The organism is Streptomyces sp. Y1 (genome assembly GCF_041053115.1).
Classification (GTDB): domain Bacteria; phylum Actinomycetota; class Actinomycetes; order Streptomycetales; family Streptomycetaceae; genus Kitasatospora; species Kitasatospora rubellomurina.
In genome coordinates this window covers 5,075,730-5,095,931 of record NZ_CP163445.1, presented here as the reverse complement: position 1 = coordinate 5,095,931, position 20,202 = coordinate 5,075,730, and the positions used below count along the sequence as shown (strand labels likewise).

The 20,202-nt window shown below is 68.3% G+C and carries 12 protein-coding genes and 3 rRNA genes; 2 read left to right on the top strand and 13 right to left on the bottom strand.

Annotated features, from left to right (window positions below):
• Nucleotides 1-100: 100 nt before the first annotated feature.
• On the bottom strand, nt 101-1,456 hold the full coding sequence (locus tag AB2U05_RS22010; protein ID WP_045703891.1) for a class I SAM-dependent RNA methyltransferase: 1,356 nt from the start codon (nt 1,454-1,456) through the stop codon (nt 101-103).
• A gap of 350 nt (nt 1,457-1,806) precedes the next feature.
• On the bottom strand, nt 1,807-3,888 hold the full coding sequence (locus tag AB2U05_RS22005; protein WP_107073170.1) for an APC family permease: 2,082 nt from the start codon (nt 3,886-3,888) through the stop codon (nt 1,807-1,809).
• A gap of 274 nt (nt 3,889-4,162) precedes the next feature.
• Between AB2U05_RS22005 and AB2U05_RS22000 the strand changes: the two genes are divergently transcribed.
• Together AB2U05_RS22000 and AB2U05_RS21995 are read left to right on the top strand one after the other, a co-directional pair.
• Entirely contained in the window at nt 4,163-4,831 is a 669-nt protein-coding gene (locus AB2U05_RS22000) for a TrkA family potassium uptake protein (RefSeq protein ID WP_045703865.1), read from the top strand.
• Nucleotides 4,831-5,502: a TrkA family potassium uptake protein gene (locus AB2U05_RS21995; protein WP_045703862.1), complete on the top strand. Its 672-nt coding sequence runs from the start codon at nt 4,831-4,833 to the stop codon at nt 5,500-5,502. Before AB2U05_RS22000 ends, AB2U05_RS21995 begins: the two co-directional genes overlap by 1 nt.
• 71 nt (nt 5,503-5,573) lie before the next feature.
• Here the strand turns inward: AB2U05_RS21995 and AB2U05_RS21990 are convergent, their stop codons facing one another.
• From AB2U05_RS21990 to AB2U05_RS21940, 11 genes are all read right to left on the bottom strand, one after another.
• A complete protein-coding gene (locus AB2U05_RS21990) occupies nt 5,574-6,293 on the bottom strand; it encodes a DUF3159 domain-containing protein (RefSeq protein ID WP_045703860.1) in 720 nt (239 codons plus the stop codon).
• Nucleotides 6,290-6,703: an OB-fold nucleic acid binding domain-containing protein gene (locus AB2U05_RS21985; protein WP_045703858.1), complete on the bottom strand. Its 414-nt coding sequence runs from the start codon at nt 6,701-6,703 to the stop codon at nt 6,290-6,292. Before AB2U05_RS21985 ends, AB2U05_RS21990 begins: the two co-directional genes overlap by 4 nt.
• A 77-nt stretch (nt 6,704-6,780) precedes the next feature.
• A complete protein-coding gene (locus tag AB2U05_RS21980) occupies nt 6,781-7,461 on the bottom strand; it encodes a response regulator (RefSeq protein ID WP_045703856.1) in 681 nt (226 codons plus the stop codon).
• 97 nt (nt 7,462-7,558) lie between these two features.
• Complete coding sequence (locus AB2U05_RS21975) at nt 7,559-10,204, bottom strand: ATP-binding protein (RefSeq protein WP_369184021.1); 2,646 nt, start codon at nt 10,202-10,204, stop codon at nt 7,559-7,561.
• A gap of 271 nt (nt 10,205-10,475) precedes the next feature.
• Nucleotides 10,476-10,592 (bottom strand): 5S ribosomal RNA (rrf, locus tag AB2U05_RS21970).
• A gap of 71 nt (nt 10,593-10,663) precedes the next feature.
• Nucleotides 10,664-13,778, bottom strand: a 23S ribosomal RNA gene (locus AB2U05_RS21965).
• Nucleotides 13,779-14,037: 259 nt separating this feature from the next.
• A 16S ribosomal RNA gene (locus AB2U05_RS21960) occupies nt 14,038-15,561 on the bottom strand.
• Together the 16S, 23S and 5S rRNA genes form the textbook arrangement of a ribosomal RNA operon.
• A gap of 476 nt (nt 15,562-16,037) precedes the next feature.
• Nucleotides 16,038-17,723, bottom strand: coding sequence for a ribonuclease J (locus tag AB2U05_RS21955; RefSeq protein ID WP_045702434.1), 1,686 nt, complete (start codon nt 17,721-17,723; stop codon nt 16,038-16,040).
• A 170-nt stretch (nt 17,724-17,893) separates the two neighbouring features.
• A complete protein-coding gene (gene dapA / locus AB2U05_RS21950; protein WP_045702432.1) occupies nt 17,894-18,793 on the bottom strand; it encodes a 4-hydroxy-tetrahydrodipicolinate synthase in 900 nt (299 codons plus the stop codon).
• 216 nt (nt 18,794-19,009) lie between these two features.
• The gene (thyX, locus tag AB2U05_RS21945; RefSeq protein WP_045702430.1) at nt 19,010-19,741 is read right to left on the bottom strand and encodes an FAD-dependent thymidylate synthase; all 732 of its coding nucleotides are present in this window, start codon (nt 19,739-19,741) and stop codon (nt 19,010-19,012) included.
• Complete coding sequence (locus tag AB2U05_RS21940; RefSeq protein WP_045702428.1) at nt 19,738-20,196, bottom strand: membrane protein; 459 nt, start codon at nt 20,194-20,196, stop codon at nt 19,738-19,740. The genes thyX and AB2U05_RS21940 overlap by 4 nt, the downstream gene beginning before the upstream one ends.
• Nucleotides 20,197-20,202 lie beyond the last annotated feature (6 nt).

Here is a 20,202-nt window from a genome sequence, read left to right as displayed (position 1 = left end):
GGCCACCCGGCACGGGTGACCGCCTCCTCCCACGACTCCCACGACTCGCACGAGTCCCACGACCCGCACAACCCGCGCGACCCGCACGACCCGCAGGGGGTCACTCCCCGGCCGGCTCCAGGATCGCCACGCACTCGAAGTGGTGGGTCATCGGGAACAGGTCGAAGGCCCGCAGCGACACCGGCCGGTAGCCGCCCTCGCGGAAGAACTTCAGGTCCCGGGCGAGCGCCGCCGGGTCGCAGGCCACGTACGCGATCCGGCGCGCCTCCAGGCCGACCAGGTGGGCGACGGTCTCCCGCCCGGCGCCCGCGCGCGGCGGGTCGAGGACGATCAGGTCGGTGGCGGTGATGCCGGTGCGCGGCAGCAGCGTCTCGACGCGGTCGCACTCGATCCGGACGTTCTCCAGCGCGGCCAGGTTGTGCCGGGCGTCCTCCACCGCCTGCTTGGCGGACTCGATGCCGAGCACCGCGCCGTCCTCGCCGACCCGGTCGGCCAGCGCGCCCGCGAACAGGCCGACGCCGCAGTACAGGTCGAGCGCGTTCTCGCCCCACTGCGGGTCCAGGCCGTCCAGCACGGCGTCGACGAGCGTGTCGGGCGCCTCGGGGTGGATCTGCCAGAAGCCGCCGTTGCTGACCCGCCAGGTCCGCCCGGCGGCCCGCTCGCGCACGAAGGAGCGCCCGTGCACCTTGTGCAGGCCGCCGTGGTCGTCCACCCGGGCGATCGACACCGGCTTGTCCAGTTCGACGATAGGCAGCTGCGCGCCGTCGCGCGGGGTGAGCACCACCTGGCGGTCCGAGGAGCCGGTCGCGGCGACCGCCTCGACGGTGGCCACGCCCGGCCAGTCGCGGGCCTCGATGCCGAGCTCGGTGACGCCCTCGGCGGCGATCAGGCAGCGGTCGATCGGCTGCACCTCGTGCGAGCGGTGCTTGCGCAGCCCGACCTTGCCGGTCGCCGCGTCCACCGCGTACTGCACCCGGGTGCGCCAGGCCGGCACCTGCCCGGCCGGCAGCTTGCCGCCGACCGGCTCGACGCTGCCGTCCCAGCCGGCCTGCTCGGGGGTGAGCCCGGCGAGCTTGGCCAGCTGCTCGGTCAGCACCGCGGCCTTGAGCTTGCGCTGCCCGCCCGGGGTGACGTGCTGCCAGTCGCAGCCGCCGCACTTGCCGGGCCCGGAGAACGGGCAGGGCGCCTCGATCCGCTCCTTGGCGGGCTCCAGGACCTCCACGGCGTCGGCCCGCAGGAACCGCGAGGTGGTGGTGCCCTCGGTCACCTGCGCGACGATCCGCTCGCCGGGCAGCGCGTGCCGGACGAACAGCACCCGGCCCTCGTGCCGGGCCACGCAGTGCCCGCCGCCGTGCGCGACCGGGCCGACCTCGACCTCGTACCGCTCGCCGACCAGCGGGTCCCCGGACGGCGCCTGCGGCCGCTGCGGTCGGGCCGCGTCACCGGCCGTGCGCAGCGCCTTCGGCGGCCGCACCGCCTGCTTGCGCGGCGCCTTGCGCGCACCGCCGCCCGCGGCGCCCTTGCCGGCCTTCGCCGGCTGCTCGCCCTTGGGCCCCTTCTCGGCCCGGGCCGGACGCTCGGCCTTCGCAGGCTTCGCGGCCTTCGCGGGCTTCTCGGCCCCGCGGGCCTCGGGCTCCCCCGGCACGACCGGCGCGGTGCGCGCCGTCAGCCCGTCACGGTCGGTGGCCTCCGGGCGGGCCGGCCGGCCCCAGCGCGGCCGGGCGACCTGCCCGGGCTGGGAGCCGCCCCGACGGGCGCCCTTGCCCTTGCCGGAGGCGCCGGAGGAGCGGGACGGAGTGTTGCGGGTCACTGGGCGGAGTCCTTGCTGCGGTCGGTGGGGGCGCCGGGGTTCGAACCGGTGCGCACGGAATCCTTCGACTGTACGGCCTTCGGCGCCCGCGGCTCGCCACGCCGGACGGCGCCCGGCGCCGACCAGGCCTTCTGCGGCCGGCGCCGCTCCGAGGACTCCAGCTGCCACGGCACCGAGGTGACCATCACACCGGGCTTGAACAGCAGTCGCCCCTTGAGCCGCAGCGCGCTCTGGTTGTGCAGCAGGTGTTCGTACCAGCGGCCGACCACGTACTCGGGGATGTACACCGACACCACGGCGCGCGGGCTGGCCCGGCGCAGGTTCTTCACGTAGTCCAGCACCGGTCCGGTGATCTCCCGGTACGGCGAGTCCAGCACCTTGAGCGGCACCTCGATGCCCCGCTCGTGCCACTCCTGCCGCAGCGCCGCCGTGTCCTCCGGGTCGACGTTGACGGTGATCGCCTCCAGCGTGTGGGGGCGGGCGAGGCGGGCGTAGGCGAGGGCGCGCAGCGCCGGCTTGTGCAGCTTGGAGACCAGCACGACGGCGTGCACCCGGGTGGGCAGCGCCGTGTCGTCCGGGTCGTCGACGGCGGTCAGCTCCTCGGAGACCCGGTCGTAGTGGCGGCGGATGCCCTTCATCATCACGTACAGCACGACCATCGCGGCGATCGCGATCCAGGCGTGGCTGATCTTGGTGACCAGGACGACGATCAGCACGGCCATGGTCATCACCAGGCCGAAGGCGTTGATCGCCCGGCTGCGCTGCATGTGGCGCCGCTTCGCCGGGTCGGTCTCGCCGCGCAGCAGCCTGGTCCAGTGCCGGATCATCCCGGACTGGCTCATGTTGAAGGAGACGAAGACGCCGACGATGTACAGCTGGATCAGCCGGTTGGGGTCGGCGTCGAAGGCGACGACGAGCACCATCGCGGCGATCGCCAGCAGGATGATGCCGTTGGAGAAGGCCAGCCGGTCGCCGCGGGTGTGCAGCTGGCGGGGCAGGTAGCGGTCCTGGGCGAGGATCGAGCCGAGCACCGGGAAGCCGTTGAAGGCGGTGTTGGCGGCGAGCACCAGGATCAGGCCGGTCACGGCGGCGACGAAGTAGAAGCCGGGCGTGAAGTTGTTGAACACGGCCTCGCTGATCTGGGCCAGCGCGGTCTTCTGGTGGTAGTCGGGGGCCGCCCCGGTCAGCTGCTCGGCCGGGTTCTCGGCCATCTGGACGCCGGTGAGGCGGGCCAGCCAGATGATGCCCATGAACATCACCACGGCGATGCTGGCCATCATCAGCAGGGTGGTGGCCGCGTTCTTGCTCTTGGGCTTGCGGAACGCGGGCACGCCGTTGGAGATCGCCTCCACGCCGGTGAGCGCGGCGCAGCCGGAGGAGAAGGACTTGAGCAGCAGGAAGACCATCGCGAAACCGGCCAGCGAGCCGTTCCCGGGGGTCGCCTCGAGGGTGAAGCCGGAGCTCTCGGCGGGCATGTCCTGGCCGAGCAGGAAGTGCCGGACGAAGCCGTAGCCGACCATTCCGACCACGCCGATCATGAAGGCGTAGGTGGGGACGGCGAAGGCGCTGCCGGACTCGCGCACGCCGCGCAGGTTCATGCCCATCAGCAGCACGATCACGACGACGGACACGAGCTGTTCGTGGCCGCGTAGCGCGGGGACGGCGGAGACGACGTTGGCGACGCCGGAGGTGGTGGAGACGGCGACGGTCAGCACGTAGTCGACCATCAGCGCGGCGGCGACCACGAGGCCGGCGTTGGGCCCGTGGTTGACGGTGGCGACCTCGTAGTCGCCGCCGCCGCTGGGGTAGGCGTGGACGTTCTGCCGGTAGGAGGCGACGACGGCGAGCATCACGATCGCCACGACGACGCCGATCTGCCACGAGAAGTGGATCGCCGAGGCGCCCGCGACGGACAGCGTGAGCAGGATCTCCTCGGGGGCGTACGCGACCGAGGAGAGCGCGTCCGAGGCGAAGACGGGCAGCGCGATCCGCTTGGGGAGGAGTGTCTCCCCGAGTTTGTCGCTGCGCAGGGCGCGCCCGATCAGGATGCGTTTCGGAAGGTCTGTCGGCATAGGCACGTTAAGGAATCGTAGGGGCTCCACCCGCGGACGCGCGCCGGAGTCACCCCCCTTCATCGCGACTGTGTTCGGTGGACCGGCTAGCGTGTCGGATACGAGCCGGCGGGCAACACTGTCGTTGTCGACCGCTGTCCGGCGTCGTCGACAGCTGGTCGGACGTTGCCGAGCCGGTCCCCCACACGAGCACTCGCCCCGGAGCCAGTCGGGGCGGGAAACGGAGATGAGCGGTGTTTGCGCAGGTCAAGACCCCTACGGAACGCGTGAGGTAGCGCCGGTGCACATCGTCATCATGGGCTGCGGCCGCGTGGGCTCGGCCCTCGCGCGCGCTCTGGAGAAACAGGGCCACTCGGTGGCCGTGGTCGACCAGGACCCGACCGCGTTCCGCCGGCTGGGCGCCGGGTTCAACGGCCGCCGGGTGACCGGTGTCGGCTTCGACCAGGACACCCTGCGCGAGGCGGGCATCGAGGAGGCGGGCGCCTTCGCCGCGGTCTCCAGCGGCGACAACTCGAACATCATCGCCGCGCGGGTGGCCCGGGAGACCTTCGGCGTGGAGAACGTCGCGGCCCGCATCTACGACCCGCGCCGCGCCGAGGTGTACCAGCGGCTGGGCATCCCGACCGTGGCGACGGTCCGCTGGACGGCCGACCAGATGCTGCGCCGGCTGCTGCCGAGCGGCGCCGAGCCGCTGTGGCAGGACCCGAGCGGCAGCGTCCAGCTGGCCGAGGTGGCGTACGACCCGAGCTGGGTCGGCCAGCGGATCGGCAGGCTGGAGGAGGCCTCCGGCGCCCGGGTGGCGTTCGTCACCCGGCTCGGCGAGGGCGTGCTGCCCTCGCCGCAGATGGTGGTGCAGGAAGGCGACCTGGTGCACGTGATGCTGCGCCGGGCCGACCTGACGGCCGTGGAGGCCGCGTTCGCGCAGGGGCCGAAGGAGGAGGGTCACTGATGCGGGTCGCCATTGCCGGGGCCGGTGCCGTGGGCCGCTCGATCGCGGGCGAGCTGCTGGAGAACGGCCACGAGGTCCTGCTGATCGACAAGAACCCGAACTCCATCTCGGTGGAGCGGGTCCCGATGGCGGAGTGGCTGCTGGCCGACGCCTGCGAGATCACCTCGCTGGACGAGGCGGCGCTGCAGCGCTGCCACGTGGTGATCGCCGCGACCGGCGACGACAAGGTCAACCTGGTCGTCTCGCTGCTCGCCAAGACGGAGTACGCGGTGCCGCGGGTCGTCGCCCGGGTGAACAACCCGAAGAACGAGTGGCTGTTCAACGAGTCCTGGGGCGTGGACGTGGCCGTGTCCACCCCGCGCCTGATGTCCGCCCTGGTCGAGGAGGCGGTCAGCGTCGGCGACCTGGTCCGCCTGATGCGCTTCAGCCAGGGCAACGCCAACCTGGTCGAGCTGACCCTGGCCGCGGACGCGGAGCTGGTCGGCACCCGGGTGGGCGACGTGTCCTGGCCGCAGGACACCGCGCTGGTGACCATCATCCGCGAGGGCCGGGTGCTGGTGCCGGGCAAGGACGACACCCTGGAGGGCGGCGACGAGCTGCTCTTCGTCGCAGCGCAGGAGCGCGAGGAGGAGCTGGAGGACCTGCTGTCCTCGTCCTCCGGCGCCCAGTAGGGCCCGGCGGTACGGCGAAGGGCCCGCACCCGGGTGGGTGCGGGCCCTTCGCCGTGCGCGGGCGGGAGCGGCTACTTCGCCGGCTCCTCCTCGTCGTCCAGCTGCGCCTTGATCGGCGGCGGCGCCTTCAGCAGGATCTGCCAGGTGACGTACATCGCCAGCAGCATCGGCGGGATGCCGAGGGCGACCTTCAGCCAGCCGAGCAGGTTGACGTTGTGGGTGAAGTACAGCGGGAAGAGGATCACCGGCTTGAGGCCCATGATGACCACCCAGGCCCAGGTCGCCTTGGTGTAGGCGGCGAAGCGGCCGGGGTTCTCCTTGCGCCAGGTGAACATCTCGCCGGTGATCGGGCCGAGCATCAGGCCGATCATCGGCCAGCGGACCAGGGCGGAGACCGCGAAGCCGGCGCAGTAGGCGACGTTCCAGAGCAGGCCGGGCAGGTAGAAGTCCTCGGCCTTGCCGCTCTTCATGGCGATCCAGGCGCCGAGGGCGACGCCGAACACGCCGCTGAAGGCGTGCTGGATGGTCTCCCGCCGCGCCAGCCGGGCCACCACGAACAGCGCGCTCAGGCCGAGCGCGGCCCAGGCGGCCGCGCTGACCTGGTGGGTGATGTTGTAGGTGACGATGAAGACCAGGCCGGGCAGCGTCATGTCGATCATGCCGCGCACGCCGCCGAAGGCCTGCAGGACGGTGTCGGCGGCCTCCTTGGAGGCGGCGGCCCGGCGGGCGGCCTCCTCCGCGGCGTCGGATCCGAGCTGGGTGGCGGCGTCTCCGCCGGGCTGGTTGCTCACGCTGACTCGCTCCCGTGTCCGACCGGACGCAGCTCGTATCGGGGGTTGAACAGCACGCGGCGCCCGCGTGCGTGGCTGATCCGGCCGCTGGCGACCAGCCGGCGGCCGGGCTCTATGCCCGCGATCGAGCGACGGCCCAGCCAGACCATGTCCAGCGCCTCGGTGCCGTCGAAGAGTTCGGCCTCCAGGGCGGGCACCCCGGCCCGGGGGCGCAGCGTCACCGTGCGCAGCGTGCCGGCGACGGTGACCAGCTCGCGGTCGGCGCAGTCGGCGATCCGCCGGCTGCCCGCCTCGGCCGCGCTCTCCTGGCGCAGCTCCTCGGCCTGCAGCTCCTCGGTCGAGGAGGTCAGCCGGCTGAGCATCCGGCGCAGGCGGCCGGGCGGCTGGTCGCCGTTCTTGTCACCACTCATGCCGGAAGGGTACCGGTTCCGCCGCCCCCGGCGGCAGGCCGTTCGACCGCCGGGGGCGCCCTCGGATCGGTCCCGAACTAGCTCTCGAAGCGGTATCCCATGCCCGGTTCGGTGATGAAGTGGCGCGGGTGCGAGGGGTCGCGTTCCAGCTTGCGGCGCAGCTGGGCGAGGTAGACCCGCAGGTAGTTGGTCTCGGTGCGGTAGGCGGGGCCCCACACCTCCTGGAGCAGCTGGGTCTGGCTGACCAGCCGTCCGGCGTTGCGGACCAGCACCTCGAGCAGGTGCCACTCGGTCGGGGTGAGGCGGACGTCGGTGCCGTCCCGGTTGACCTTCTTGGCGGCGAGGTCGACGGTGAAGCTCTCGGTGACGACCAGCGAGTCGTCCTCCCCGGCGACGGGCTCGGCGCGGCGCACGGCGGCCCGCATCCGGGCGAGCAGCTCGTCCATGCCGAAGGGCTTGGTGACGTAGTCGTCGGCGCCGGCGTCCAGGGCCTCGACCTTCTCGTCGGAGGCGTGCCGGGCGGACAGCACGATGATCGGCACCCGGGTCCAGCCGCGCAGGCCGCGGATCACCTCGACGCCGTCCATGTCGGGCAGGCCCAGGTCGAGGACGACGACGTCGGGGTGGCGGGCGGCGGCGAGTTCCAGGGCGCCGGCGCCGTCGTGGGCCGCGTCGACCTCGTACTTGCGGGCCTTGAGGTTGATCACCAGCGCGCGGACGATCTGCGGTTCGTCGTCCACGACGAGGACCCGGGTCATGTTCGGGCTCCGCCTTTCGGGGCTGTCTGACGTTCGGACTGGGGGCCATCTGGTCGGCGGGGCGTCCGGCCGGATCGGGCCGGTGCGCCGCCGGGTGTCACGTGATCAGGTGCGAGAGCGGGTCGCGGCCGTCGCCGGCCGGCTCGCCCGGGTCGGTGGGTTCGCCGGGGCCGCCCGGGTCGCCCGGTCCGCCCGCTCGGGCCGGCTCGGGCGGCCGCTCGGCGGCGGGCAGGCTGACGACCATGGTGAGGCCGCCGCCCGGGGTGTCCTCGGCGGTGACGGTGCCGTCCATCGCCTCGACGAAGCCGCGCGCCACCGCGAGCCCGAGGCCCACGCCGGCGCCGCGCGGCGCGTCGCCGTAGCGCTGGAACGGCGCGAAGATCCGCTCCTTGGCGTCCTCCGGCACTCCCGGGCCGCGGTCGACGATCCGCAGCTCGACCCGGCCGGGCCCGCCGATCTGGTGCAGCGCGTCGGCCTTGACCAGCACCCGCACGCCGTCCGGGCTGTACTTGACGGCGTTCTCGACGAGGTTGGCGAGCGAGCGCTCCAGCAGGCCGCCGTCCGCCCGGATCATCGGCAGGGTCTCCGGCACCTCCAGCCGTACGGCCTCCGGCGGCACGCCGCCGAGCGCGTAGGGCACCACCTCGTCGAGGTCGGTCTCCTGGATCAGCGGGGTGACGGTGCCGGTCTGCAGCCGGCTCATGTCGAGCAGGTTGTTGATCAGGTGGTCGAGCCGGTCCGCCCCGGCCTCGATGCCGGCCAGCAGCTCGGCCTCGTCCTCCGGGCCCCACTCGACGTCGTCGGAGCGCAGTGAGCTCACCGAGGCCTTGATGCCGGCCAGCGGGGTCCGCAGGTCGTGCGAGACGGCGGCGAGCAGGGCGGTGCGGATCCGGTTGCCCTCGGCCTCCCGCCGCGCGGCGGCCGCCTCCCGGGCCAGCCGGCGGCGTTCCAGCACCACCGCGGCCTGCGCGGCGAAGGCCCCGAGCAGACGGCGGTCCGCGCCGGGCAGCACCCGGCCGCGCAGCACCAGCGCCAGGCTGTCGCCGACCGGGACGTCCACGTCGGCGTCCTCCGGCCGCCCGGGCGGGTGCGGCCCGGCGCTCGCCACCGCCGCCCAGGGGCCCAGCGGGTCCGGCCGTTCCAGCAGTGCGGCGCTCTCCTGCCCGAAGGTCTCCCGCACCTGCTCCATCAGCGCGGTCAGCACGCCGTCCCCGTTCGGGGCGCCGCGCAGCACCGTGCCGGCCAGCGCGCTGAGCGTCTGCGCCTCGGCCTGGGCGCGGGCCGCCTGGTGGGTGCGCCGGGCGGCCAGGTCGACCACGGAGGCGACCGAGATGCCGACCACCGTGAAGATCGCCACCGCCATGATGTTCTGCGGCTCGTTGATGGTGAAGGTGTGGACCGGCGGCGTGAAGTAGTAGTTCAGCACCGAGGAGCCGACCAGCGCCGAGCCGATGGCCGGCAGCAGCCCTCCGACCAGCGCGGCCAGCACCGTCAGCGACAGGAACAGCAGCATGTCGGTGGACAGGCCCAGCCCGCCGATCGCGGTCAGCACGATCGCCATCAGCGGCGGCCCGGCCAGGCCGGTCAGCCAGCCGGCGACGGTCCGGGTGCGGCCCAGGTCGGTGATCCTGCGGACGGGGATCTTGCCGCGGCGCCCGTGCCCGGCGTGCTCGTGGGTGACCATGTGGACGTCGATGTCTCCGGCCTTCTGGGTGACCAGGGTGCCCACGCCCGGCCCGTACAGGTACTGCCAGCCGGGTCGGCGGCTGGTGCCCAGCACGATCTGGGTCGCGTTCACGCCGCGGGCGAAGTCCAGCAGCCCGGCGGCCGGGTCGTCGCCGAGGACGTTGTGGAAGCTGCCGCCGAGGCTCTCCACCAGGGCGCGCTGCTCGATCAGCGTCTGCGGAGAGCCGGAGCCCGCGAGGCCGTCCGAGCGGGAGATGTGCACGGCGAGGAGTTCACCGCCGGAGACCCGGGCGGCGATCCGGGCCGCCCGGCGGATCAGCGTCGCCCCCTCGGGGCCGCCGGTCAGGCCGACCACGATCCGCTCCCGGGCCTGCCAGGTGCCCTCGATGCCCTGCTCGGCCCGGTACTTCTGCAGGTACTCGTCCACCCGGTCGGCCGTCCACAGCAGCGCCAGTTCGCGCAGCGCGGTCAGGTTGCCCGGGCGGAAGTAGTTGGCGAGCGCGGCGTCGATCTTCTCCGGCAGGTACACGTTGCCGTGCGCCAGCCGGCGCCGCAGCGCCTGCGGGGACATGTCGACCAGCTCGATCTGGTCCGCCCGCCGCACCACCTCGTCCGGCACGGTCTCCCGCTGCCGCACCCCGGTGATGCCCTCGACGGCGTCGCCCAGCGACTCCAGGTGCTGGACGTTCACGGTCGAGATCACGTCGATGCCCGCGGCCAGCAGCTCCTCGACGTCCTGCCAGCGCTTGGCGTTGCGGCAGCCCGGGATGTTGGTGTGGGCGAGCTCGTCCACCAGCGCCACCTGCGGGCGGCGGGCCAGCACCGCGTCCAGGTCCATCTCGGAGAACCTGGCCCCCCGGTGCAGCACCTGCTGCCGCAGCACGACCTCCAGCCCGGCCACGAGGTCCGCGGTGCGCCGCCGGCCGTGGTCCTCCACGAACGCCACCACGACGTCCGTGCCACGCTCCTGCCGCCGGTGCGCCTCGGCGAGCATGGCGTACGTCTTGCCGACCCCGGGGGCAGCCCCGAGGTAGATGCGCAGCCTGCCTCGTCCCATGAGCACCATTCTTGATCCGGCCCAGCCGGGGAGCCACCCCCGGACACCTGTTCCCCTCCCCTTCGAGACTACGGCGTGGGAGGCGATATTCCGCTGATCAGTGCGCTGATCGCGGGGTTTTAGCGGCATATTGACGGCGAACCAGCCGGTCGGCGGGGGCCGGTCGGGGGGGCTCCGCCGACTCTCCGCAGGCTTTCCGCAGGGTGCGGCCGGTGCCCGGAAACGCGAAAAGGCCCACCCGGAAACCCGGGTGGGCCTTTTCTGAAGAATTGTTCGGCGGCGTCCTACTCTCCCACAGGGTCCCCCCTGCAGTACCATCGGCGCTGTGAGGCTTAGCTTCCGGGTTCGGAATGTAACCGGGCGTTTCCCTCACGCTATGACCACCGAAACACTATGAAACTGTCGACCCGCCGGCAAGGCGGTCGTTGTTTCAGAACAACACAGTGGACGCGAGCAACTGAGGACAAGCCCTCGGCCTATTAGTACCGGTCAACTCCACCCCTCACAGGGCTTCCATACCCGGCCTATCAACCCAGTCGTCTACTGGGAGCCTTACCCTCTCAAGGAGGTGGGAGTGCTCATCTCGAAGCAGGCTTCCCGCTTAGATGCTTTCAGCGGTTATCCCTCCCGAACGTAGCCAACCAGCCATGCCCTTGGCAGAACAACTGGCACACCAGAGGTTCGTCCGTCCCGGTCCTCTCGTACTAGGGACAGCCCTTCTCAACACTCCTACGCGCACAGCGGATAGGGACCGAACTGTCTCACGACGTTCTAAACCCAGCTCGCGTACCGCTTTAATGGGCGAACAGCCCAACCCTTGGGACCTACTCCAGCCCCAGGATGCGACGAGCCGACATCGAGGTGCCAAACCATCCCGTCGATATGGACTCTTGGGGAAGATCAGCCTGTTATCCCCGGGGTACCTTTTATCCGTTGAGCGACGGCGCTTCCACAAGCCACCGCCGGATCACTAGTCCCTACTTTCGTACCTGCTCGACCCGTCAGTCTCACAGTCAAGCTCCCTTGTGCACTTACACTCAACACCTGATTGCCAACCAGGCTGAGGGAACCTTTGGGCGCCTCCGTTACCCTTTAGGAGGCAACCGCCCCAGTTAAACTACCCACCAGACACTGTCCCTGATCCGGATCACGGACCCAGGTTAGACATCCAGCACGACCAGAGTGGTATTTCAACGACGACTCCCACCCAACTGGCGTTGGGCTTTCACAGTCTCCCACCTATCCTACACAAGCCGAACCGAACACCAATATCAAGCTATAGTAAAGGTCCCGGGGTCTTTCCGTCCTGCTGCGCGAAACGAGCATCTTTACTCGTAATGCAATTTCACCGGGCCTATGGTTGAGACAGTCGAGAAGTCGTTACGCCATTCGTGCAGGTCGGAACTTACCCGACAAGGAATTTCGCTACCTTAGGATGGTTATAGTTACCACCGCCGTTTACTGGCGCTTAAGTTCTCAGCTTCGCCTCGACGAATCAAAGCTAACCGGTCCCCTTAACGTTCCAGCACCGGGCAGGCGTCAGTCCGTATACATCGCCTTACGGCTTCGCACGGACCTGTGTTTTTAGTAAACAGTCGCTTCTCGCTGGTCTCTGCGGCCACCCCCAGCTCGGAGTGCAAGACTCGTCACCAGGAATGGCCCCCCTTCTCCCGAAGTTACGGGGGCATTTTGCCGAGTTCCTTAACCATAGTTCACCCGAACGCCTCGGTATTCTCTACCTGACCACCTGAGTCGGTTTGGGGTACGGGCCGCCATGAAACTCGCTAGAGGCTTTTCTCGACAGCATAGGATCATCCACTTCACCACAATCGGCTCGGCATCAGGTCTCAGCCTAATGAGTGACGGATTTGCCTATCACTCGGCCTACACCCTTACCCCGGGACAACCACCGCCCGGGCTGGACTACCTTCCTGCGTCACCCCATCGCTCACCTACTACCCCGTTGGGTCACCGGCTCCACCACTTCCCTTTGCCCGAAGGCTCCGGGACGGCTTCACGGGCTTAGCATCAGAAGGTTCAGCGTTGGCGCTTCAAAGCGGGTACGGGAATATCAACCCGTTGTCCATCGACTACGCCTGTCGGCCTCGCCTTAGGTCCCGACTTACCCTGGGCAGATCAGCTTGACCCAGGAACCCTTGGTCAATCGGCGCAAGAGTTTCCCACTCTTGTATCGCTACTCATGCCTGCATTCTCACTCGTATACCGTCCACGACTGGTTTCCACCGCCGCTTCACCCGGCACACGACGCTCCCCTACCCATCACAACAGCGTTAGGCCTTACGTTGCAATGACACGACTTCGGTGATGTGCTTGAGCCCCGCTACATTGTCGGCGCGGAATCACTTGACCAGTGAGCTATTACGCACTCTTTCAAGGGTGGCTGCTTCTAAGCCAACCTCCTGGTTGTCTCTGCGACTCCACATCCTTTCCCACTTAGCACACGCTTAGGGACCTTAGTCGGTGTTCTGGGCTGTTTCCCTCTCGACCATGGAGCTTATCCCCCACAGTCTCACTGCCACGCTCTCACTTACCGGCATTCGGAGTTTGGCTAAGGTCAGTAACCCGGTGAGGCCCATCGCCTATCCAGTGCTCTACCTCCGGCAAGAAACACGTGACGCTGCACCTAAATGCATTTCGGGGAGAACCAGCTATCACGGAGTTTGATTGGCCTTTCACCCCTAACCACAGGTCATCCCCCAGGTTTTCAACCCTGGTGGGTTCGGTCCTCCACACGGTCTTACCCGCGCTTCAACCTGCCCATGGCTAGATCACTCCGCTTCGGGTCTTGGGCATGCAACTCAGTCGCCCTATTCGGACTCGCTTTCGCTACGGCTACCCCACACGGGTTAACCTCGCTACACACCGCAAACTCGCAGGCTCATTCTTCAAAAGGCACGCAGTCACGGCCAGCCAGCAAGCTGATGACGACGCTCCCACGGCTTGTAGGCACACGGTTTCAGGTACTATTTCACTCCGCTCCCGCGGTACTTTTCACCATTCCCTCACGGTACTATCCGCTATCGGTCACTAGGGAATATTTAGGCTTAGCGGGTGGTCCCGCCAGATTCACACGGGATTTCTCGGGCCCCGTGCTACTTGGGAGATGAGCAAGCAAGCCGTACAGATTTCGTCTACGGGGGTCTTACCCTCTACGCCGGACCTTTCGCATGTCCTTCGACTACCCATACGGTTTCTGACTCGCCGACCGGCCGGCAGACCGATCAAGCTCATTCCCACGACCCCGATTGGCAACCCCTGCCGGGTCTCACACCAAACGGTTTAGCCTCATCCAGTTTCGCTCGCCACTACTCCCGGAATCACGGTTGTTTTCTCTTCCTGCGGGTACTGAGATGTTTCACTTCCCCGCGTTCCCTCCACACTGCCTATGTGTTCAGCAGCGGGTGACAGCCCATGACGACTGCCGGGTTTCCCCATTCGGACACCCCCGGATCAAAGCTCGGTTGACAGCTCCCCGGGGCCTATCGCGGCCTCCCACGTCCTTCATCGGTTCCTAGTGCCAAGGCATCCACCGTGCGCCCTTAAAAACTTGGCCACAGATGCTCGCGTCCACTGTGCAGTTCTCAAACAACGACCAGTCACCCACCTCAACAAGCATGGGACCGGCAACCACTGAGACAACGTTTCCGTTCCCTCAGGACCCAACAACGTGCCCGACACAGTCAATCCCCGACCACGTTCCACGCCCGAAGGCAGTACTAACGATCCGATCTCTTCCTGTGCCGAATAGTCAACGTTCCACCCATGAGCGAGCACTCCGGGACATTCGCCCGAAGCTGCTATGTGCTCCTTAGAAAGGAGGTGATCCAGCCGCACCTTCCGGTACGGCTACCTTGTTACGACTTCGTCCCAATCGCTGGTCCCACCTTCGACGGCTCCTCCCCTTACGGGTTAGGCCACCGGCTTCGGGTGTTACCGACTTTCGTGACGTGACGGGCGGTGTGTACAAGGCCCGGGAACGTATTCACCGCAGCATGCTGATCTGCGATTACTAGCAACTCCAACTTCATGGGGTCGAGTTGCAGACCCCAATCCGAACTGAGGCCGGCTTTTTGGGATTCGCTCCGCCTCACGGCATCGCAGCCCTTTGTACCGACCATTGTAGCACGTGTGCAGCCCAAGACATAAGGGGCATGATGATTTGACGTCGTCCCCACCTTCCTCCGAGTTGACCCCGGCAGTCTCCTGTGAGTCCCCATCACCCCGAAAGGCATGCTGGCAACACAGAACAAGGGTTGCGCTCGTTGCGGGACTTAACCCAACATCTCACGACACGAGCTGACGACAACCATGCACCACCTGTATACCGACCACAAGGGGGCACCCATCTCTGGATGTTTCCGGCATATGTCAAGCCTTGGTAAGGTTCTTCGCGTTGCGTCGAATTAAGCCACATGCTCCGCTGCTTGTGCGGGCCCCCGTCAATTCCTTTGAGTTTTAGCCTTGCGGCCGTACTCCCCAGGCGGGGAACTTAATGCGTTAGCTGCGGCACCGACGACGTGGAATGTCGCCAACACCTAGTTCCCAACGTTTACGGCGTGGACTACCAGGGTATCTAATCCTGTTCGCTCCCCACGCTTTCGCTCCTCAGCGTCAGTAATGGCCCAGAGATCCGCCTTCGCCACCGGTGTTCCTCCTGATATCTGCGCATTTCACCGCTACACCAGGAATTCCGATCTCCCCTACCACACTCCAGCCTGCCCGTATCGAATGCAGACCCGGGGTTAAGCCCCGGGCTTTCACATCCGACGCGACAGGCCGCCTACGAGCTCTTTACGCCCAATAATTCCGGACAACGCTCGCACCCTACGTATTACCGCGGCTGCTGGCACGTAGTTAGCCGGTGCTTCTTCTGCAGGTACCGTCACTTGCGCTTCTTCCCTGCTGAAAGAGGTTTACAACCCGAAGGCCGTCATCCCTCACGCGGCGTCGCTGCATCAGGCTTTCGCCCATTGTGCAATATTCCCCACTGCTGCCTCCCGTAGGAGTCTGGGCCGTGTCTCAGTCCCAGTGTGGCCGGTCGCCCTCTCAGGCCGGCTACCCGTCGTCGCCTTGGTGGGCCGTTACCCCACCAACAAGCTGATAGGCCGCGGGCTCATCCTGCACCGCCGGAGCTTTACACCCAGGAGCATGCACTCCCAGGTCATATCCGGTATTAGACCCCGTTTCCAGGGCTTGTCCCAGAGTGCAGGGCAGATTGCCCACGTGTTACTCACCCGTTCGCCACTGATCCACCCCGAAGGGCTTCACCGTTCGACTTGCATGTGTTAAGCACGCCGCCAGCGTTCGTCCTGAGCCAGGATCAAACTCTCCGTGAATGTTTACCGGTAATCCGGTCCACACCCGCGTTGAGCGGCACGGCAACCACCGGAATAGGGCGGCCCCGCGCACTGCGTCCTCGCTAGTGTTTATTTCAAAAGGAATCTCCAACCCCAGGAAACCTGAGGCCGGGGATGTCAACATATCTGGCGTTGACTTTTGGCACGCTGTTGAGTTCTCAAGGAACGGACGCTTCCTTCGAGCCGCCTTCCAGCGGGCCCTCCGGGCTTCGTTCTTTCGTGTTTCCAGCTTATCAGATGTTTTCCGCTCCGTTTTCCGGAGTTTCATTCATCCGATTTGGCTTTCGCCTTTCGGCGCTCCCGAACTCTATCAGAGTTTCTCGGTCCGTTTTCCCGGTCGTTCTCGAATTTCGATTCGAGTACTTCCTTGGGGCTCGTCCCGTGGGGCAACCCGGAGAACATTACGCACCGGGCCGCCCCACGTCAAACCGAGGTCGGCAGGGGCCGAACGAGGATCAGACCTCGACGACGACCGGCAGGATCATCGGCCGGCGGCGGTAGTTGTCCGCCACCCACTTGCCGATGGTCCGGCGGACCAGCTGCTGCACCTGGCGGGGCTCGAGCACCCCGTCGCTCGCCGAGCGGTCCAGGGCCTCCTGCAGCTTGGAGACGACCGGCACGAAGGCGTTGTCGTCGATGCCGGAGCCGCGGGCCTGGATGGTCGGGCGGCCGACGATCTTGCCGTTGGTCGAGTCGACCGCGACGAAGACCGAGATGAAGCCCTCCTCGCCGAGGATCTTGCGGTCCTTGAGCGAGGCCTCGGTGATGTCGCCGACCGAGGAGCCGTCCACGTAGACGTACCCGGCCTGCACCTTGCCGACGATCCGGGCGACGCCCTTCTCCAGGTCGACGCAGACGCCGTCCTCGGCGATGACGACCCGGTTGCGCGGCACGCCGGTAGCGATGCCGAGCTCGGCGGCGGCCCGCAGGTGCCGCCACTCGCCGTGGACCGGCATCAGGTTGCGCGGCTTGCAGATGTTGAAGAAGTACAGCAGCTCGCCGGCCGAGGCGTGGCCCGAGACGTGCACCTTGGCGTTGCCCTTGTGCACGACCTTGGCGCCCCAGCGGGTCAGGCCGTTGATCACCCGGTAGACGGCGTTCTCGTTGCCCGGGATCAGGGAGGAGGCGAGCACCACGGTGTCGCCCTCGACGATGCGGATCTGGTGGTCGCGGTTCGCCATCCGGGACAGCGCCGCCATCGGCTCGCCCTGCGAGCCGGTGCAGATCAGCACGACCTCCTTGTCCGGGAGGTCGTCCAGCTGCTTGACGTCCACGACCATGTTGCCGGGGACCTTCAGGTAGCCGAGGTCGCGGGCGATGCCCATGTTGCGGACCATCGAGCGGCCGACGAAGGCGACCTTGCGCTTGTACTCGTGCGCGGCGTCCAGGACCTGCTGGATGCGGTGCACGTGGCTGGCGAAGGAGGCGACGATGATGCGCTTGTCCGCGTTCGCGAAAACGTTTCGCAGCGCCGCCGAGATGTCGCGCTCGTGCGGGATGAAGCCGGGGACCTCGGCGTTGGTGGAGTCCACCAGCAGCAGGTCCATGCCCTCCTCGGCCAGCTTGGCGAAGGTCGGCAGGTCGGTGAGGCGGCCGTCCAGCGGCAGCTGGTCCATCTTGAAGTCACCGGTGGCCACGACCATGCCGGCGGGGGTGCGGACGGCCACGGCGAGGGCGTCCGGGATGGAGTGGTTGACGGCGATGAACTCGCAGTCGAACGGGCCGATGCGCTCGCGCTGGCCCTCCTTGACCTCCAGCACGTACGGCCGGATGCGGTGCTCGGCGAGCTTGGCCTCGATCAGCGCGAGGGTCAGCTTCGAGCCGATCAGCGGGATGTCCGGGTTCTCCCGGAGGAGGAACGGGACGGCGCCGATGTGGTCCTCGTGCCCGTGGGTGAGGACGATGCCGTCGACCTTGTCGAGGCGGTCCCGGATGTAGCTGAAGTCCGGGAGGATCAGGTCCACGCCGGGCTGCTCGTCCTCGGGGAAGAGGACGCCGCAGTCAACGATCAGCATGCGGTCCCCGTATTCGAGGACCGTCATGTTGCGGCCGATCTCGCCGAGGCCGCCGAGCGGGGTGATGCGGAGGACGCCCTCCTTCAGGGCGGGCGGTGCTCCGAGTTCGGGGTGCGGGTGGCTCAAAAGACTCTCCTCACGACGCACGCCATATGCCCGGGGTCCTCCCCCGGAGACATATGGCGTGCGTACTCAGTGTCGTTCTTCCTACTGGGTCTGTGCTCTCGCGCCTTCGGTCCGGTCCAGCGGCGGGCCCGTGAGGGTCCGGCGAGCCGGGGCGCGCACGTCCGTGTCTGCTACAGGTGTACCCCGCCTGCGGCGAGATCCTTCTTCAATCGCGCGATCTCCTCGGGCGTCGCACCGACCAGCGGCAGCCGCAGCGGGCCGGCGGGCAGGCCCTGGAGCTCCAGTGCGGCCTTGGTGAGGATCACGCCCTGCGTGCGGAACATACCGCTGAAGACCGGGAGCAGGCCCTGGTGGATCGTCGTGGCCTTGACCACATCGCCCGCCAGGTAGGCCTCGATCATCGTCTTCAGCTCGCCGGCGACGACGTGCCCGACGACGCTGACGACACCGGCGGCTCCGACCGACAGCAGCGGCAGGTTGAGGATGTCGTCGCCGGAGTACCAGGCGAGGTCCGAGCGGGCGATCGCCCAGGCGGCGGCGCCGAGGTCGCCCTTGGCGTCCTTGTTGGCGACGATCCGCGGGTGCTCGCCGAGCCGGACCAGCGTCTCGTGGCTCAGCGCGACGCCGCTGCGGCCCGGGATGTCGTACGCCATGACCGGCAGGCCGGTGGCGTCGGCGACCTGCGTGAAGTGCCGGTACAGGCCCTCCTGCGGGGGCTTGTTGTAGTACGGGGTGACGACCAGCAGGCCGTGCGCGCCGGCGGCCTCGGCCTGGCGGGCCAGCTCGACGCTGTGGTGCGTGTCGTTGGTGCCGACGCCGGCCACCACGTGGGCGCGATCCCCGACCGCCTCCACCACGGCGCGGACGAGCTGGGCCTTCTCGGCGTCGCTGGTGGTCGGGGACTCACCGGTGGTGCCGTTGACGACGAGGCCGTCGTTGCCGGAGTCGACGAGGTGCGTGGCGAGGCGCTGGGCGCCGTCGAGGTCGAGCCCGCCGTCGGCGGTGAACGGGGTGACCATGGCGGTCAGGACCCGGCCGAACGGGGTCTGGGGGGTGGAGGTCGGAGCCATGCGTCCAAAACTACTCGTAGGCGGTGGGGCGGTCCCCATGCCGGTCCAGGGTTCGGACAGGTGAAACGGGTCGGACGGGCGCGGACATGGGATTCCGGTGCTGCCCGCTCGGGGGTTCGGTCAGCACCGGAATCCGTGTTCACGAATGTAGGGAGCGGTCAGAAAAGCCGCAATCCAGACATGCCAGACACTCTGCCGGATGCCCGTCGTCCCAGGTCAGGGGGCGACCCGACCGTGCTTCTCGAAGGCCGCATGGGTGAGCGGCATGAGCCGGGCCCACTGCTCCTCCATCTGCTCGGCGACCATCTCGATCTCGCGCTGCGGGAAGGACGGCACCGCCGAGTTCTCCCGCTTGGTGCGCAGCGAGAGGAAGTGCATCAGCGAGCGGGCGTTGCAGGTCGCGTACATCGAGGAGAACAGGCCGACCGGCAGCACCGCGCGGGCCACCTCGCGGGCCACGCCGGCCGCCAGCATCTCCTGGTAGCGGGCGTAGGACTCGCGGTACGCGGCCTCCATCGCCCCGGTGGTGGTCCTGTGCTGCTCGGGGGTGCCCTCGGCGAACTCGTACTTGCCCGGGCGGCCGTGCTGGACGAGCTTGCGGTCCTCGGCGGGGACGTAGAAGACCGGCTGCAGCTCGCGGTAGCGGCCGGACTCCTCGTTGTACGACCAGCCGCTGCGGTGCCGGTGGAACTCGCGGAACACGAAGATCGGCGCGCTGATGAAGAAGGTCATCGAGTTGTGCTCGAACGGGGTGCCGTGCCGGTCGCGCATCAGGAAGTTGATCAGGCCCTTGGACTTCTCCGGGTCCTGCTGGACCGCCTCCAGGGACTGCTCCCCCGCGGTCGAGACGCGGGCCGCCCAGATGACGTCCGAGTCGGCGGCGGCGCTGCGGACCAGCTCCACCGTCACGTCTCCCCGGAAGCTGGGGGCCGTCGGTTCGTCGCTCACGCGTTACTCCTTGCGGGTTCGGTGCGGTGCAGCTTGATGGCGTGCTGCATGGTCGTGCGGGCGCGCGGGGTGTCGCCGGCGTCGGCGTAGGCGACGGCGAGGCGGAACCAGACCCGCCAGTCGCCGGGCGCGGCCTCCGCCTCGCTCCGGCGGCGGGCGAAGACCGCGTCGGCGGAGGCGCGGTCGATCCGTCCGCCGGTGGTGCGCTTCAACTCGTCCACCGGCAGGCCGCCTTCGGCCTCCAGCTCGCGGGCGAGCCGTTCGCTGTCCCGGCCGAAGCGGACGGTCTGGCGCAGGAACCAGACGCCGATCATCGGGATCACGAAGGCGCAGATCCCGATGCCGATGCCGAGCGGCTTGCCGGTGGCGATCAGCTGGACGCCCTCCAGCACGCAGATCAGCGAGACCAGCAGCAGCACGGCGGACAGGACGAAGAAGCCGGTACGAGAGGTCATTCGGGG

Excerpts from the sequence above, each read along its gene's own strand:
- AB2U05_RS21995 (WP_045703862.1), top strand. The coding sequence starts at position 4,831 with ATGCGGGTCGCCATTGCCGGGGCCGGTGCCGTGGGCCGCTCGATCGCG.
- AB2U05_RS21985 (WP_045703858.1), bottom strand. The coding sequence starts at position 6,703 with ATGAGTGGTGACAAGAACGGCGACCAGCCGCCCGGCCGCCTGCGCCGG.
- AB2U05_RS21980 (WP_045703856.1), bottom strand. The coding sequence starts at position 7,461 with ATGACCCGGGTCCTCGTCGTGGACGACGAACCGCAGATCGTCCGCGCG.
- AB2U05_RS21975 (WP_369184021.1), bottom strand. The coding sequence starts at position 10,204 with ATGGGACGAGGCAGGCTGCGCATCTACCTCGGGGCTGCCCCCGGGGTC.
- dapA (WP_045702432.1), bottom strand. The coding sequence starts at position 18,793 with ATGGCTCCGACCTCCACCCCCCAGACCCCGTTCGGCCGGGTCCTGACC.
- AB2U05_RS21940 (WP_045702428.1), bottom strand. The coding sequence starts at position 20,196 with ATGACCTCTCGTACCGGCTTCTTCGTCCTGTCCGCCGTGCTGCTGCTG.